The sequence below is a fragment of the Streptomyces sp. NPDC005004 genome (genome assembly GCF_053600675.1).
In genome coordinates this window covers 64,761-80,890 of the sequence record NZ_JBSGAH010000025.1, presented here as the reverse complement: position 1 = coordinate 80,890, position 16,130 = coordinate 64,761, and the positions used below count along the sequence as shown (strand labels likewise).

13 protein-coding genes and 1 pseudogene are annotated in these 16,130 nt (G+C 71.3%); 3 read left to right on the top strand and 11 right to left on the bottom strand.

Annotated elements, in window-relative coordinates:
- The 5 genes and pseudogenes from ACWEEU_RS27625 to tkt form a co-directional block, all read right to left on the bottom strand.
- Positions 1–240 (bottom strand): annotated as a pseudogene (locus tag ACWEEU_RS27625) (glucose-6-phosphate isomerase); the annotation flags it as partial.
- Between the two features lie 13 nt (positions 241–253).
- Positions 254–1,180, bottom strand: a complete 927-nt coding sequence (opcA, locus tag ACWEEU_RS27620; protein WP_385741973.1) for a glucose-6-phosphate dehydrogenase assembly protein OpcA — start codon at positions 1,178–1,180, stop codon at positions 254–256.
- Complete coding sequence (gene zwf, locus ACWEEU_RS27615; protein ID WP_385741972.1) at positions 1,177–2,880, bottom strand: glucose-6-phosphate dehydrogenase; 1,704 nt, start codon at positions 2,878–2,880, stop codon at positions 1,177–1,179. Before zwf ends, opcA begins: the two co-directional genes overlap by 4 nt.
- Complete coding sequence (gene tal, locus ACWEEU_RS27610) at positions 2,880–4,022, bottom strand: transaldolase (protein ID WP_451735784.1); 1,143 nt, start codon at positions 4,020–4,022, stop codon at positions 2,880–2,882. Before tal ends, zwf begins: the two co-directional genes overlap by 1 nt.
- A 19-nt stretch (positions 4,023–4,041) precedes the next feature.
- Positions 4,042–6,117, bottom strand: coding sequence for a transketolase (tkt, locus tag ACWEEU_RS27605; protein WP_385741968.1), 2,076 nt, complete (start codon positions 6,115–6,117; stop codon positions 4,042–4,044).
- Positions 6,118–6,263: 146 nt separating this feature from the next.
- Here tkt and ACWEEU_RS27600 point away from each other — a divergent pair, with 146 nt between their 5' ends.
- On the top strand, positions 6,264–7,169 hold the full coding sequence (locus ACWEEU_RS27600) for a helix-turn-helix domain-containing protein (protein ID WP_451735780.1): 906 nt from the start codon (positions 6,264–6,266) through the stop codon (positions 7,167–7,169).
- 73 nt (positions 7,170–7,242) lie between these two features.
- On the opposite strand, the gene ACWEEU_RS27595 is transcribed toward ACWEEU_RS27600, so the two are convergent.
- Positions 7,243–8,655 carry a glycoside hydrolase family 16 protein gene (locus tag ACWEEU_RS27595; RefSeq protein WP_451735777.1) on the bottom strand — a complete coding sequence of 471 codons (1,413 nt, stop codon included), beginning with the start codon at positions 8,653–8,655 and terminating at the stop codon, positions 7,243–7,245.
- A gap of 239 nt (positions 8,656–8,894) precedes the next feature.
- Between ACWEEU_RS27595 and ACWEEU_RS27590 the strand changes: the two genes are divergently transcribed.
- Positions 8,895–10,232, top strand: a complete 1,338-nt coding sequence (locus ACWEEU_RS27590) for a 6-phospho-beta-glucosidase (protein ID WP_451735774.1) — start codon at positions 8,895–8,897, stop codon at positions 10,230–10,232.
- A 64-nt stretch (positions 10,233–10,296) separates the two neighbouring features.
- Here ACWEEU_RS27590 and ACWEEU_RS27585 read toward each other — a convergent pair whose 3' ends face one another.
- Together ACWEEU_RS27585 and ACWEEU_RS27580 are read right to left on the bottom strand one after the other, a co-directional pair.
- Positions 10,297–11,985, bottom strand: coding sequence for a carbohydrate binding domain-containing protein (locus ACWEEU_RS27585; protein WP_451735771.1), 1,689 nt, complete (start codon positions 11,983–11,985; stop codon positions 10,297–10,299).
- A 148-nt stretch (positions 11,986–12,133) separates the two neighbouring features.
- Positions 12,134–13,261 (bottom strand): ATP-grasp domain-containing protein, encoded by a 1,128-nt coding sequence (locus ACWEEU_RS27580; protein WP_451735768.1) that lies wholly within the window; start codon positions 13,259–13,261, stop codon positions 12,134–12,136.
- Between the two features lie 272 nt (positions 13,262–13,533).
- On the opposite strand from ACWEEU_RS27580, the gene ACWEEU_RS27575 reads away from it, so the two are divergent.
- Positions 13,534–14,214 carry a 4'-phosphopantetheinyl transferase family protein gene (locus ACWEEU_RS27575; protein WP_451735765.1) on the top strand — a complete coding sequence of 227 codons (681 nt, stop codon included), beginning with the start codon at positions 13,534–13,536 and terminating at the stop codon, positions 14,212–14,214.
- Positions 14,215–14,302: 88 nt separating this feature from the next.
- Here the strand turns inward: ACWEEU_RS27575 and ACWEEU_RS27570 are convergent, their stop codons facing one another.
- The 3 genes from ACWEEU_RS27570 to ACWEEU_RS27560 all read right to left on the bottom strand — a co-directional run bounded on the left by ACWEEU_RS27570 (position 14,303) and on the right by ACWEEU_RS27560 (position 15,938).
- Entirely contained in the window at positions 14,303–14,533 is a 231-nt protein-coding gene (locus ACWEEU_RS27570) for a hypothetical protein (RefSeq protein ID WP_385749496.1), read from the bottom strand.
- A 176-nt stretch (positions 14,534–14,709) separates the two neighbouring features.
- A complete protein-coding gene (locus ACWEEU_RS27565; protein WP_451735789.1) occupies positions 14,710–15,255 on the bottom strand; it encodes a toxin-antitoxin system, toxin component in 546 nt (181 codons plus the stop codon).
- Positions 15,256–15,281: 26 nt separating this feature from the next.
- Positions 15,282–15,938, bottom strand: a complete 657-nt coding sequence (locus ACWEEU_RS27560; protein ID WP_385749493.1) for a helix-turn-helix domain-containing protein — start codon at positions 15,936–15,938, stop codon at positions 15,282–15,284.
- Positions 15,939–16,130: the final 192 nt, after the last annotated feature.

Here is a 16,130-nt window from a genome sequence, read left to right as displayed (position 1 = left end):
CGCGTCCCGCAGCCCGAACACGTCCGTGGCCGTCGCCAGCTCCTGGAGCAGCGCGAGCGTCTCGTCCGTCACCAGATGCTTGCTGTAGTCGATGTGCAGGTCGCCCACCCGGACGACGTACCGCTCGGCGCGGGACGGGTCCGCCGCGAACAGCTCGCGCAGATGCGGCTGGGGCGTGGCACGGTGGTCGGCGAGCGCCGTCCACTCGGGCCTGCGGGTGAGCTTGGGGGTGTCTGACAGTGCGTCGGACATGTCAGGAGTTCTCCTTGGTGGCCTCGCCCTTGAGGGCGATGGCGTACATCTCGTCTGCGTCGAGGCGGCGCAGCTCCTCGGCGATCAGCTCCGAGGTCGTGCGGACCTTCAGCGCCAGGGTGCGCGGCGGCTGGCCCGGCAGGGTCAGCGTGGCCAGCGGGCCCTCGGGCCGGTCGATCACGATCTCGCCCTCTTCGGTGCCGAGCCGTACGGCGGTGACGACCGGGCCGCCGCTGACGACGCGGTCCACCTTCACGTTCAGGCGGGCCTCCAGCCAGCGCGCGAGCAGCTCGGCGCTGGGGTTGTCCTCCTCCGCCTCGACGGCGGCCGAGGTCACCTTGACCCGCGCCTGGTCAAGGGCGGCGGCGAGCATCGAGCGCCACGGGGTCAGCCGGGTCCAGGCGAGGTCGGTGTCGCCGGGGGCGTAGGTGCGGGCCCGGGTCTCCAGGACCTCCAGGGGACGGTCGACCGCGTACAGGTCGGTGATCCGGCGCTGGGCGAGCGCGCCCAGGGAGTCCTTGGCGGGCGCCTCGGGAGCCTCCACCGGCCACCAGACGACCACGGGGGCGTCGGGGAGCAGCAGCGGCAGCACGACGGACCCGGCGTGGTCGGAGACCTCGCCGTAGGTGCGCAGCACGACGGTCTCGCCGGCGCCTGCCTCGGAGCCGACGCGGACCTCGGCGTCGAGCCGGGAGTTGGTCCGGTCGCGCAGGGTGCGCGGGTGGCGCTTGATGACGACCAGGGTGCGCGAGGGGTGCTCGTGCGAGGCTTCCTCGGCGGCCTTGATCGCGTCGTAGGCGTTCTCCTCGTCCGTGACGATGACCATCGTCAGGACCATGCCGACGGCCGGGGTGCCGATCGCTCGGCGGCCCTCCACCAGCGCCTTGTTGATCTTGCTTGCCGTGGTGTCGGTCAGGTCGATCTTCATGGCCTGCGCCAGCTCCGTCCGTCTCGTGCGAGCATCTCGTCGGCTTCCCGCGGTCCCCAGCTGCCGGATTCGTACTGCGCCGGCTTGCCGTGGGTGTCCCAGTACTCCTCGATCGGGTCGAGGATCTTCCAGGACTCTTCCACTTCCTGGGTACGGGGGAACAGGTTGGCGTCGCCGAGGAGCACGTCCAGGATGAGCCGCTCGTACGCCTCGGGGCTGGACTCGGTGAAGGACTCGCCGTACGCGAAGTCCATCGACACGTCCCGGATCTCCATCGAGGTGCCCGGCACCTTGGAGCCGAAGCGCACGGTCATGCCCTCGTCCGGCTGGACGCGGATGACGATCGCGTTCTCGCCCAGCTCCTCCGTGGCGGTGGAGTCGAAGGGGGAGTGCGGGGCGCGCTTGAAGACGATCGCGATCTCGGTGACGCGACGGCCGAGCCGCTTGCCGGTGCGCAGGTAGAACGGCACGCCCGCCCAGCGGCGGTTGTCGATCTCCAGCTTCACGGCCGCGTAGGTGTCGGTCTTCGACTCGGGGTCGATCCCGTCCTCTTCGAGGTAGCCGACGACCTTCTCGCCGCCCTGCCAGCCCGCGGCGTACTGGCCGCGCACGGTGTGCTCGCCCAGCTCCTCCGGAAGGCGGACCGACTTGAGGACCTTCAGCTTCTCGGTGAGCAGCGAGTCCGCGTCGAACGCGATCGGCTCCTCCATGGCGGTGAGCGCCATGAGCTGGAGCAGGTGGTTCTGGATCACGTCACGGGCGGCGCCGATGCCGTCGTAGTAGCCCGCGCGGCCGCCGATGCCGATGTCCTCGGCCATCGTGATCTGCACGTGGTCGACGTAACTGCGGTTCCAGATGGGCTCGTACATCTGGTTGGCGAAGCGGAGCGCCAGGATGTTCTGGACGGTCTCCTTGCCGAGGTAGTGGTCGATGCGGAACACCTGGTCCGGCTCGAACACCTCGTGCACGATCGCGTTCAGCTCGTGCGCGCTGGCCAGGTCGTGGCCGAACGGCTTCTCGATGACCGCGCGGCGCCAGGAGCCCTCGGGGGCGTCCGCCAGGCCGTGCTTCTTGAGCTGCTGGACGACCTTGGGGAAGAACTTCGGCGGCACCGAGAGGTAGTACGCGAAGTTGCCGCCGGTGCCCCGGGAGGCGTCCAGCTCGTCGACGGCCTGCTTGAGCTGGTCGAAGGCGGTGTCGTCGTCGAAGTCGCCGGGGATGAAGCGCATACCTTCGGCGAGCTGCTGCCACACCTCCTCGCGGAACGGCGTGCGCGCGTGCTCCTTGACGGCGTCGTGGACGACCTGCGCGAAGTCCTGGTCCTCCCAGTCACGGCGGGCGAAGCCCACCAGGGAGAAGCCCGGCGGCAGCAGACCGCGGTTGGCGAGGTCGTAGACGGCCGGCATGAGCTTCTTGCGGGACAGGTCACCGGTGACACCGAAGATGACCAGGCCGGACGGGCCCGCGATGCGGGGGAGCCGGCGGTCGCGGGGGTCGCGCAGCGGGTTCTCCCAGTCGGCGGCCGGGGCCACCGGGACGCGCACCTGCTCGGCCGCGCGGGCGGCGGCGGGCCGCTCCTTGGCCTTGCGCGTCTTGGGCTCGGTCTCGGCGGGGGCCGCCTTGACCTCGGCCTCGGCCGGGGCCTGCGCGGCCCCGGCTTCGGCGGGGGCCGACTTGGCCCCTGCTGACTTGCTTGCCATTACGCGTCCACTCCCTTGCTCTTCAGGGACTCGGTCACGGCGTCCAGCAGCTCCTGCCAGGCGGCCTCGAACTTGGCGACGGCCTCGTCCTCGAGCTGCTGGACGACCTCGTCGTAGGAGATGCCGAGCTTCTCCACGGCGGCGAGGTCGGCGCGGGCCTGCTCGTAGCGGCCGGTCACCGTGTCACCGGTGATGTCGCCGTGGTCGGCGGTGGCCTTGAGCGTGCCCTCGGGCATGGTGTTGACGGTGCCGGGGGCGACCAGCTCGTCCACGTACAGGGTGTCCTTGTACGCCGGGTCCTTCACACCGGTGGAGGCCCACAGCGGACGCTGCTTGTTGGCACCCGCCGCGGCGAGCGCCTGCCAGCGGTCGGAGGAGAAGACCTCCTCGTACGCCTCGTAGGCCAGACGGGCGTTGGCGAGGGCCGCGCGGCCCTTCAGGGCCAGGGCCTCGTCGGTGCCGAGGGCGGTCAGGCGCTTGTCGATCTCGGAGTCCACGCGGGACACGAAGAAGGACGCCACGGAGTGGATCCGCGACAGGTCGATGCCGCGCTCCTTGGCCTTCTCCAGGCCGGCCAGGTAGGCGGCCATGACCTCGCGGTAGCGCTCCAGGGAGAAGATCAGGGTCACGTTGACGCTGATGCCCAGGCCGATGACCTCGGTGATGGCCGGCAGACCCGCCTTGGTGGCCGGGATCTTGATCATCACGTTGGGGCGGTCGACCAGCCAGTTGAGCTGCTTGGCCTCGGCCACGGTGGCGACGGTGTTGTGGGCCAGACGGGGGTCGACCTCGATGGAGACCCGGCCGTCACGGCCCTCGGTGGCGTCGTACACGCCGCGCAGGATGTCGGAGGCGTCACGCACGTCGGCGGTCGTCATCATGCGGACGGCCTCGTCGACGGTCAGGCCGCGCACGGCCAGGTCGGTGAGCTGCTCCTCGTAACCCTCGCCCGAGCCGATGGCGGCCTGGAAGATGGAGGGGTTGGTGGTGACGCCGACGACGCCGCCGTCCGTCACCAGCTCGGCGAGGCTGCCCGAGGTGATCCGCTTGCGCGACAGGTCGTCCAGCCAGACCGAGACGCCCTCGTCGGCCAGACGCTTGAGGGAACCGGGGGTGCTGATTGCTTCGGTCACAGTGCTCATTCTTTCTTTGTCGCGTGGATCAGGCGCGCGCGGCGGCCAGCGATTCGCGGGCCACGGCGGCGACGTTCTCGGGGGTGAAGCCGTACTCGGCGAACAGGGTCTTGGCGTCGGCGGAGGCGCCGAAGTGCTCCAGGGAGACGATGCGGCCCGCGTCGCCCACGTAGCGGTACCAGGTCAGGCCGATGCCGGCCTCGACGGCCACACGCGCCTTGACGGCGGGCGGCAGGACGCTCTCGCGGTAGGCGCGGTCCTGCTGCTCGAACCACTCCACGGACGGCATGGAGACCACGCGCGTACCGATGCCCTCGGCCTCCAGGGCCTCACGGGCGGCCACGGCGAGGTGCACCTCGGAGCCGGTCGCGATGATGATCACCTCCGGGACCTCGGTCGAGGAGTCGGCGAGGACGTAGCCGCCCTTGGCCGCGTCCTCGTTCGGAGCGTACGTCGGGACACCCTGGCGGGTGAGCGCGAGTCCGTGCGGGGCCGGGTCGCTCGCGTGCCTCTTCAGGATCTCGGCCCAGGCGATGGCGGTCTCGTTGGCGTCCGCCGGGCGGACGACGTTGAGGCCCGGGATCGCGCGCAGCGAGGCCAGGTGCTCGACCGGCTGGTGGGTCGGGCCGTCCTCGCCGAGACCGATGGAGTCGTGCGTCCACACGTACGTCACCGGGAGCTGCATGAGGGCCGACATGCGGACGGCGTTGCGCATGTAGTCGGAGAACACCAGGAAGGTGCCGCCGTAGACGCGGGTGTTGCCGTGCAGGGCGATGCCGTTCATCTCGGCGGCCATGGAGAACTCGCGGATACCGAAGTGGACGGTACGGCCGTACGGGTTCGCCTCGGGCAGCGGGTTGCCCTCCGGGAGGAAGGAGCTGCTCGCGTCGATGGTGGTGTTGTTCGAGCCCGCGAGGTCGGCGGAGCCGCCCCACAGCTCGGGCAGGACCGGGCCGAGGGCCTGGAGGACCTTGCCGGAGGCGGCGCGGGTGGCGACCGAGGTGCCCTCCTCGAAGACCGGCAGGGCGTCCTGCCAGCCCTCGGGCAGCTCGCCCTTGGAGACGCGGTCGAACAGCTCGGCGCGCTCGGGCTGGGCGGTGCGCCACTCGGCGATCTTCTTGTCCCAGGCGGCGTGCGCCTCGGCACCGCGGTCCAGGGCGCGGCGGGCGTGGCGCAGGACCTCGTCGGAGACCTCGAAGGACTGCTCCGGGTCGAAGCCGAGAACGCGCTTGGTGGCCGCGATCTCCTCGGCGCCGAGGGCGGAGCCGTGGGACGCCTCGGTGTTCTTGGCGTTCGGGGCGGGCCAGGCGATGATCGTGCGCATCGCGATGATGGAGGGGCGCCCGGTCTCGGCCTTGGCGGCCGTCAGGGCCGCGTACAGGGCGGGGACGTCCACGTCGCCCTCGGCGGTGGGCTCGATGCGCTGGGTGTGCCAGCCGTAGGCCTCGTACCGCTTGAGGACGTCCTCGGAGAAGGCGGTCTCGGTGTCGCCCTCGATCGAGATGTGGTTGTCGTCGTAGAGGAAGACCAGGTTGCCGAGCTTCTGGTGGCCGGCGAGCGAGGACGCCTCGGCGGAGACGCCCTCCTCCAGGTCGCCGTCGGAGACGATCGCCCAGATGGTGTGGTCGAAGGGGGAGGTGCCGGCGGGGGCCTCCGGGTCGAACAGACCGCGCTCGTAGCGGGCGGCCATGGCCATGCCCACCGCGTTGGCGGCGCCCTGGCCGAGCGGTCCGGTCGTCGTCTCCACACCGGCCGTGTGCCCGTACTCCGGGTGCCCGGGCGTCTTCGAGCCCTGGGTGCGGAACGCCTTGAGGTCGTCCAGCTCCAGCTCGTAGCCCGCGAGGAAGAGCTGGGTGTACAGCGTCAGCGAGGTGTGTCCGGGCGACAGCACGAAGCGGTCACGGCCGGTCCACTCGGGGTCCGCCGGGTCGTGCTTCATCACCTTCTGAAAGATCGTGTACGCGGCAGGCGCGAGGCTCATCGCGGTGCCGGGGTGGCCGTTGCCGACCTTCTGCACGGCGTCGGCCGCGAGAAGCCGGGCCGTGTCGACGGCGCGACGGTCCAGATCGGTCCACTCGAAGCTCTCGGGTGTCTGCGTGCTCATCTTCAAGAAGTCCTCGTTCGAAGCATGGTTTCTGATCAAACGCGTTCAAACTTAAAAGTCTGACTTTTTCGCGGAAAGGTCGGGGTGTGTCAGCCTGTGGTGAATCTGGGACAACGAACGCGTGAGAGGGACGGCGCGAAAAGAACATGGCGGACAGAACCACTCAAGCCGCTCCGGGCGGTCGGCACGGCGAGGGCATCGCGACCTTCCCCTTCCCGACCGAGCTGGCGGTGGGCGGCGTCGGGATGCAGGTCGGCGCGATGGGCACCGATCACACCTGGCACGCCGACGCGCCGCTCGACCGCGTCCACCGCATCGACTTCCACGTGGTCATGCTCTTCACCGGGGGCCCCGTACGGCACATGATCGACTTCGCGGAGTACGAGGCGGGGCCCGGCGATCTGCTGTGGATCCGGCCCGGCCAGATCCACCGCTTCGACCGCACCAGCGAGTACCGGGGCACCGTCCTCAACATGCAGCCCGGCTTCCTCCCCCGCTCCACCGTCGAGGCCACCAACCTCTACCGCTACGACCTGCCTCCGCTGCTGCGCCCCGAACCCGACCGGCTCGCCGCGCTGCAGGCGTCCCTGGACCAGCTGCGCCGCGAGTACGAGGACACCACTACCCTCCCGCTCAGCCTGCACACCGCCGTCCTGCGGCACAGCCTGACGGCCTTCCTGCTGCGCCTGGCCCACCTCGCGGCCAGCTCCGCCGAGGCGTCCCGGCGCCAGGCCGACACCACCTTCACCCTCTTCCGCGACGCGGTCGAGAAGGGCTTCCCCACCAACCACAGCGTCAACGCCTACGCCGACGCCCTCGGTTACTCCCGCCGCACCCTGGTCCGCGCCGTCCGTGCCGCCACCGGCCAGACCCCCAAGGGCTTCATCGACCGCCGCGTCATCCTGGAGGCCAAGCGCCTCCTCGCCCACACCGACATGCCCATCGGCCGCGTCGGCGCCGCCGTCGGCTTCCCGGACAACGCCAACTTCTCCAAGTTCTTCCACCTCCACACGGGCCAGACCCCGGTGGCTTTCCGGGCGGAGCTGCGCTGAGGCGGGCGCACCTACGCGGGTGCCGCCGGGAGGAAGGTCCTCCTGGCGGCACCCGCGGGTCCGTGATCCCCCGTCAGTGGGCGAAGCCGAACCAGTTCACGTTCACGAAGTCGGCCGGCTGGCCGCTGCTGAAGGTGAGGTAGACGTCGTGCTTGCCCGTCACCGAGGAGATGTTGGCCGGGACCGTGCGCCAGGTCTGCCAGCCGCCGGTGTTGCCGACGGCGAAGCTGCCGACGGGGGCGTTGGAGCGGCTGTCCAGACGGACCTCGACCAGGCCGCTGACGCCGTCGGGGGCGCCGCTGGCCACGCGGGCCTTGAACTGGGTGGCCGGGGTGGAGCCGAAGTCCACGCCCTTGTAGAGCGCCCAGTCCCCGTTCGAGACATAGCCGAGGTCCTGGCCGCCGCCGGAGTCGGTGGTGGACTCGGTGGTGGTGCCGGACTGGCTGTCGTAGGACTCGGCCTGGATGGTGCCGTAGGCGTCACGGCTGCCGCCGGAGGGCGGGGGAGTGGTGCCGCCGTCACCGGACTGGAGGACCTGGACGTAGTCCACGGTCATCGGGTGCCCCGGCTCGGTGCCGCCGTCGGGTCCGCCGCCGAAGGCGCCCGGGAAGCCGCCGCCCATCGCCACGTTGAGGATGACGAAGTAGCCGTGGTTGGTGGCGTTGGCCCAGGTGGTCGCGTCCACCTGGTTCGCCTTGACGGTGTGGAAGTTGACGCCGTCGAGGTAGAAGCGGACCTCCTCGGGGCTCGTGGAGCGGTCCCACTCCATCGCGTAGGTGTGGAAGCCCGCCTGACAGGAGGTGCCGGTGCAGGACGTCGAACCGCCGATCCCGGTGGTCTCGTTGCACGGGCCGCCCGGGTTGGTGCCGCAGTGCACGGTGGACCAGTCGGTGTTCAGGCCCTGGACGTTCTCCATGATGTCCAGCTCGCCCACACCCGGCCAGTTCCAGTAGTTGCCCCGGAACGGCGCGCCGAGCATCCAGAACGCGGGCCAGTAGCCCTTGGCCGCCGCGCCCGTGACGTTGGGCAACTGGATGCGCGCCTGCACGCGCAGCTTGCCGCCGGCCGGGGGCTGGAAGTCGGTGCGCCTGGTCTCGATGCGGCCCGAGGTCCAGTTGCCGGAGGCGTCGCGGCGCGGGGTGATCAGCAGATTGCCGTTGCCGTCCAGGGCGACGTTGCTGGTGCTCGAGGTCATCGTCTCGACCTCGCCGGTACCCCAGCCCGCCGCGCCGCCGGGGTACGAGGTCCCGGTGTCGTACTGCCAGTCGGAGGTGTTGACGCCGGAACCGGCCGCGCCGTCGAAGTCGTCCAGGAAGACCTGGCTCCAGCCGGAGGAGGGCGCGGGCGCGGAGGCGTCGGCGGGGGCGACGCCCGTCGCCGCCGCCACGGCCGCAAGGCCCAGCGTGCCGATGGCCGCGACGAGGGCCCGGCGGACGGAGTACCGGCGTCTGCCGACCGCGCGCGGCATACCGGAGGTTTCGCTCATGGGGGTGCCTTCCGGGTACGGGGAGAAAGTGCTGCGGGTGCCCTTGAGAGCGCTCTCAAGGTGCCGCCAATGTGCTCCGCGGCCCTGCGGGCGTCAAGGGTTGAAACAAGGAAACTCCTTGCGGGGCACGGGAGTTCACGCTCTGAAGCCGCCCGTACCGGAGCAGATCGCGCCGGGTCCGCCCCGCGCGTGCCATGATCCGGGAAGGTGACCGGTGGCGGCGCGCGAAGGGTACGGACGTGAGGCTGACGATTCTGGGAGGCGGCGGATTCCGCGTGCCGCTCGTGTACGGCGCGCTGCTCGGCGACCGTGGCGCGGGACGGGTCACCGACGTCGTGCTGTACGACACGGACGCGGCGCGGCTGCGGACCGTGACGCGGGTGCTGGGCGAACAGGCGGCCGGGGTGGCGGACGCTCCGCGCGTCACGGCCACCATCGATCTCGACGAGGCCCTGCGCGGAGCCGACTTCGTGTTCTCCGCGATCCGGGTCGGGGGACTGCGGGGCCGCGCGGAGGACGAGCGGGTCGCGCTGGCCGAGGGGGTGCTCGGACAGGAGACCGTCGGGGCGGGCGGCATCGCCTACGGGCTGCGGACCGTCCCCGTCGCGGACGCCATCGCCCGCCGTGTGGCCCGGCTCGCGCCGGACGCCTGGGTCATCAACTTCACCAATCCGGCCGGTCTCGTCACCGAGGCCATGTCCCGCCACCTGGGTGACCGCGTCATCGGCATCTGCGACTCCCCGGTCGGCCTCGGCCGCCGTATCGCCCGCGTGCTCGGTGCCGATCCGCGCGAGGCGTTCGTGGACTACGTCGGCCTCAACCACCTGGGCTGGGTGCGGGGGTTGCGCGTCGCAGGACGCGACGAACTCCCGCGTCTGCTCGCCGACCCCGCGCTGCTCGGCTCGTTCGAGGAGGGCCGCCTCTTCGGCACCGACTGGCTCCAGTCCCTCGGCGCGATCCCCAACGAGTACCTGCACTACTACTACTTCAACCGCGAGACCGTACGCGCCTACCGGGAAGCCGAGTCGACCCGCGGCGCCTTCCTCGGCGAGCAGCAGGCGCGCTTCTACGCCGAGGCCGCCGACCCGGGTGTCTCCGCCCTCGCCGCCTGGGACCGCACCCGCGCCGAGCGCGAGGCGACGTACATGGCGGAGAACCGGGAGAGCGCGGGCGCGGGCGAGCGGGAGGAGGAGGACCTGTCCGGCGGATACGAGCAGGTCGCCCTCGCCCTGATGCGGGCAGTCGCCCGTGACGAGCGCACGACCCTGATCCTCAACGTCCGCAATCGCACGACGCTTTCGGCCCTCGACGCCGACGCGGTCATCGAAGTCCCCTGCCAGGTCGGCGCCGACGGCGCCCACCCCCTCGCCACCGACCCGCTGCCCGGCCACGCCACCGGTCTGGTCTGCGCGGTCAAGGCAGTGGAGCGGGAGGTGCTGGCCGCCGCGGGGTCGGGCTCGCGGGCGAGCGCGGTCAAGGCGTTCGCGCTGCATCCACTGGTCGACTCGGTGAACGTCGCCCGCCGTCTCCTCGACGGCTACACCGCCGTCCACCCCGAACTGGCCTATCTGACCTAGGGGTTTCCGAGGCAGGACGGAGGGCCGCTCCGCCGAGCGGCCCTCCGCCGTACGCGACGTGACCTCAGCCGGTGAAGCCGGCCGTGATCGACGTGAACTGCCAGGTGCTCTGGCTGATGCCGGAGCAGTTGCTCACCACGCCGCCGCCGGGGCAGGACCGGTCACGGTTGACCGCCCAGTAGGCGAGGCGGGCGATGTGGTGGGAGTTGGACCAGTCCTTGATCTGGGTCCAGATGGCGGGTGTCGTGTTCTCCTGCTGGTCGGACAGGCCGTTCATGCCGGAGATCCCGATGTGGGAGTACGCCGTACTGTCGTCCCAGCCGAACGTGGACTTGAGCTTGTTCTTCAGGCCCTCGGCCGCGTTGACGGTGTTGCCGTACATGTCCGAGCCGCCGCCGAAGTCGAACGGCATGATGGTGAACACGTCGATGTTGGCGTTCAGCGACTGCGCCTGCTCGATCAGCCGGTTGCCGTAGTAGGTCGGGCCGGTGGTCGAGGTGCCGAAGGTGACGATGGTCTTCAGGCCGGGGTTGTTGGCCTTGACCGTCTTCAGCGCGGTCAGGATCTTCGCCTGCACGGCCTCGTTCTCGAACTCGTCCGTGTTCTCGATGTCCATGTCGATCGCCTTGAGCCCGTAGGCGTCGATCACCTTCTGAAGGGCACCCGCGAGCGCGCTCGCCGAGGAGCAGTTGGCGCCGAGCTTGCTGCCCTGCCAGCCACCGAAGGAGGGGACGACGTCACCGCCCGCCGAGCGGATCTGGTTGATCGCGGTCTGGTCGGCGCCGCCGGTCAGCGGCCTGCTGCCGTCCCAGGAGGGGTTGCAGCCGCCGGAGTCGAGGACGAACGCCATCGTGAACCACTTGATCCCGGTCGCGCTCATCACGGTCTGCGGGTTCGGCGGATCGCCCCAGCCCTCGTAGAGGTACGGCGCGGCCTGCTTGAAGCCGCCGCCCCCGCCCCCGGAGCCCGCGTCCGTCGTCACGGTCACGGAGTTGGACGCCCCGGAGACGTTCCCGGCCGCGTCCCGCGCCTTCACGGTGAAGGTGTACGACGTGCTCGGCGACAGCCCGCTGACGGTGGCCGACGTGCCCGCCACGCTGAGGAGCTGGTTGGAGCCGCTGTAGATGTCGTAGGCGGTCACGCCGACGTTGTCGGTGGCGGCGTTCCACTTCAGCGACACGCTGGAGGAGGTCTTGCCGGTGGAGGCGAGCCCGCTCGGCGCGCTCGGCGCCTGGGTGTCACCGCCGCCCCCGCCGCCCGGGCCGTCCAGGTTGATGTCGTCGGCCCAGTAGGTGCCCTGCGCGTACCAGCCGTGCACATAGATCTTGGCGCTGGTCTGCGAGGCGCCCGTGGTGAAGGAGAGGCTGAGCTGGCTGTAGGCGGACGGTGAGGTGGTCCAGGTGGAGGCGCCGCCGTCGACGCCGAGGTAGACGTACGAACCGCGGACCCAGCCGCTGAGCGCGTAGGTGGTGTTCGGCTTGACCGCGACCGTCTGGCTGCACTGGGCGTTGTCGCTGTCGCTCACCGCGCCCTGGAGGGCCTTGGAGCCGCCGTGCACGGGGGAGGAGACGACCGAGCCGAGGTTGCCCGTACAGGTCCACGGCGACAGACTCCCCGACTCGAAGCCGGGGTTGGTGAGGACGTTGGCCGCCTGCGCGGTGCCCGGCAGGGCGATGGCCCCGCCGAGGGCGAGGGCGGCGGAACCGAGCAGAGCGAGAAGCCGGCGTCTGGGACGCCCGAATGGATGACGCACGCGATCTCCCTGTGGGGATGGAGGTGTCCGGGAGTGCACAGAGTGCGAAGGAGGTGCGTCGTCCAAAGTGGTATGGACCAATTCAACTGTCAAGCCATTGAACCGAATTGGCCCATACCAAGAGACCTCGGAGGGGAGGCCGGGGTGCTCAGGAGAGCGGCAGCGCCTCGGCGCGTGCCGTCGCCTGCTGGGCGGGCGCCGGGGCGACGGGCAGCAGCACCTCCGCCTCCTCGGTGCGCTGCCGGGGCACCGACACCGGGCGCAGCGGACGCGCCCCGGACACCGTCGTGTAGTCCTGCCCGAGGAACGGCGGCTCGATCACGCCCGGGTCCTCGCCCATGGCCAGCTGCACAGCCGCCCAGGGTGCGTTGACCCCGCACAACGCGAGCTGGTGCAGCCCGCCCGCCGCACGGGTGTTCACGTCGAGCAGCACCGGACGGTCCTCGAACATGCGGAACTGGATGTTGGACAGATGGTGCAGCCCGAAGCCCTCCGCGATCAGCCGCGCGGGCTCCAGCCAGCGCTCGTCCAGGGTGAACCCGCGCCGCCTGCCGTTCTTGGTGCGGCCGATCGACAGCCGGATGCGGTTGTCCGTGCCGGTCAGGCAGTCCACCGACACCTCCGGCTGCTCCAGCCTCGGCATCACCAGCCAGTCCACCGCCTCCTCGGCCCGCCGCAGCGCCTCGACCACCAGGTCGAGCTGGACGTACGGCCCGGGGAAGCCGCTCAGGTGTGTGAGCGAGAAGGGCGAACGGGTGATCACCCGGAAGCCGACCCCGCCCGCACCGGCCGCGGGCTTGAAGCACGCCTTGTGCCCGGCCTCCTCCAACTCCTCCACAGCGGACACGAGTTCGGCTGCCGTGCGCACCCGCCACCACGGTGGCACCGCGACACCCACCGAGGTGACCGCCTCGTACGCCGTCGCCTTGTCCTCGAAGACCGCCACCGCCTCCGGCGTCGGCGCGAGCAGCGCGGTGCCCGCCGCCTCGAACTCGGCGCGGTGCGCCACGATCGCCGTCTGGTGCAGCCGGGGCACGAACACGTCGATGCCGCGCCGGGCGCACTGGTCGAGCGCGAACTCGACGTATCCGGCCGGGGACAGTCCCTCCGGCTCCAGGTCGGCGGTGTCGGCGGCGGCCAGCACGGGCGAGTCCGGGTCGCCGTGCGTGGCGTGGATCTCCACCGCGCGGTCGCTCGGGTTTCTGCGGAGCTGATCCATGAAGAACACGTTCTCCGCGTACGTGCGGTTGAGCCATACGCGTACGCGAGAGACCATGCGGGCCGCCTTTCGGGGTTTTCGGGCACGACTCAGCGGCCCGTGCCCGGGCAGGGAGGAGGAAGGGTCACCAAAACGCCCTGGAGAAGGGGAGGTTGGGCGCTGATGTTGGGGCGATCATACGGCCTGTGGTGGTGTGCGCGTGCAACGCGCGTGTTACGGATCGGCGGCCCGGCGAGAGCCCTTCGGCGCCGGCCCCGTCTTGCCCGGTGGGGGCGGATGTGCTGGGGTGAAATCCGCGTCGCGCCCGCTGCCTGGGGAGGTCCTGTCCGGTGATCGAGGAACTGCTTCCGGAGTCCGTGGTGGCCGTGGAGGCGTTCGGCGAACCGAGGGACGCGGACAGCGCGCTCTTCCCCGAGGAACGGCCGCTGGTGGCCCGCGCGGTGGCCAAGCGCCGCCGCGAGTTCGCCTCCGTACGCGTCTGCGCCCGGCACGCCATGGAGAAGCTGGGTGTACCGCCCGCGCCCGTGCTCACCGGAGAGCGCGGCGCCCCGGTCTGGCCCGAGGGACTGACCGGCAGCATGACCCACTGCGACGGCTACCGTGCCGCCGCCCTCGTCCGCACCGGCGAACTGGCCTCCCTCGGCATCGACGGCGAGACGCACGCGGCCCTGCCCGACGGTGTCCTCGACGCCATCGCCCTGCCCGGTGAGCGCGAGCGGCACCGGGCGCTCGCCGCGGCCCGGCCCGAGGTGCACTGGGACCGGCTGCTGTTCAGCGCCAAGGAGTCCGTGTACAAGGCGTGGTTCCCGCTGACGCGGGCATGGCTCGACTTCGCCGAGGCGGACATCGAGCTGCTGCCCGGGGCGGACGGCGCCGCTCGCGGAGCCTTCCACGCCCGGCTGCTGGTGCCGGGACCGGTGGTGGCAGGCGTGCGGCTGGCCGGGTTCCAGGGGCGGTGGGTGATCGGGCAGGGCCTGGTGCTGACGGCGGTGCCGGTGCCGCACGGCTGAGCATCGGTGCCCGGTGCCCGGTGCCCGGTGCCCGGTGCCTTGAGGGGCACCACCCCCTCCGGGCACGCACCAGCTCCCCATCCAGGTCTCACCCCTCCGGGCACCAGCTCCCCACCAGCCGGAAGAACTCCTCCTCGTTCCCCGCGAGCCCGGCGCCCGCGAGCGCCCGCTCCGCCTCCGCCAGAACCGTCGGCGGTACGACCGCGGGCCCGGGCCCGGCCGCCGCCGGGCCGTCGAACGCGGCGCGCACGGTGTGCAGCAGCCGCAGATACGCCTGGACGGCGGTGCGCTCACGGTCGGTCAGTACGGCGGTGGCCATCGGTCGGCTCTCCCCGGCTCGGCGTCATGGATCACGCGCGCTGCGGCGCACGGGTCCAGCTTGCCGTCCGCCACTGACAACGCCCCCGCGCGCGCAGCGCGGGTGTCGCCCGGTCGGCGCAGGGCGCGGCCGGTGCCGTAGGCCATGTGGGCGGGGGAGCGGGGGAAGCGTCGCGGTCAGCCCTGCGGGCCCGGGTATCCGAGCGAGGTGCTGATGCGGCCCGCCACGTCGTCCCGGATCACCGGGCCACTCAGCGACGAACCACTCATCCGCGTACGGCACTTGCTGGCGAGGAGCAGCCCGAAGGTCTCAGCGTCGCGCTCCGCGTCCAGGTCGAAGCGGGTCCGCGCGGCCACCCGTTGCACCGCCGCCTGGAGCGCGGCCGGGTCGGGGTCGTCGGCCAGCAGCCGGGTGGCCACGCCCACCCCGAGGCCCTCGACGTGGTGATCGCAGTGCCCGGCCTGCATGTGCCACAGCTCGTGCCCGAGGATCACCAACTGGTGGTCGGGAGCGGTGCGTTCCTCCACCACGACCAGGTCGCGGTCGGTCATGTCCAGCCACAGCCCGCTGGCGGTGCCGGGCGGGAAGACGGCCGTACGGAACTGCACCGGGCGGCCGCGCCGGTGGCTCATCGCCCCGCACAGCGCGCGGTACAGCTCGGGCGGCGGAACCGGCGCGGGCAGGGCCAGTTGCCCGACCAGCTCGGTACAGAGCCGCCGCATGTCCTTGCCGATGCCCCTCACGCGGCTCACGACTCGGGCTGCCGGACGCTCTCCAGGAGCATGTCGAGCCACTCGGCGACCTTGTCCCGGTGCTGGTCTGTGGGGAGTTGGGCGGCCCGCCAGGCGATCCCGCGCACCCCGTGGTCCTGGAGCAGCCGCTCCAGCGGGTCCTCGGCCGTGCTCGTCGCGGCCCGCTCCCGGTCCGCGAGGCGCTGGAGCAGTTCCTGCTCGGTGTACTGGAGCGCGCTCGCCAGCGCCTCGGGGTCCTCGGCGGTCAGGAAGCCCGCGTGCACCCGGAAGAACCGCTGGAGCGCGTCGCAGTGCTCCATGGTGGGGCGCCGGTCGCCGTTGATGAGGGCACCGGCCTGCTGCCGGGACATGCCCGCGCCGTCGGCGATCTCCTGCTGGGTGTACTTGCGTCCGCCCGGCTTCAGCCGGGTGCGGCGCAGCAGGTCGAGGCGCTGCAGAAAACGGGCCTGCACGTCCGGCTCGCCCGCGGGGCGTCCGCCGAGCAGGGCCCTGACCACCGGCTCCGGAACACCGCTGGCGACCGAGAGCCGCCCGGTGTCGAAGACCTCGGCGTGCGGTACGCCCAGCCGGTCGGCGAGGGCGGTGACGCGGGCGAGGACGGCGGGCAGCTGAGCGGTCGCCGCGGCGCCCGGATTCTCGTAGCCATCCGTCACCGACAGAACTCCTACGTCTCTCAAGGCAAGTCTCCGGGGCCGTGGACCGACGCGTCCGCGTCCGCGTCCGTCACCGCCGGCCGCGAGTGAACTTCCCGGAGAGTAGCCGGTCGTTCGAACTCGCATCCAGGTCTCGCCACAACTGTGGCGAATTTCGGCCGTCAACAGGCATGGAATGCCACGATAGTTGAC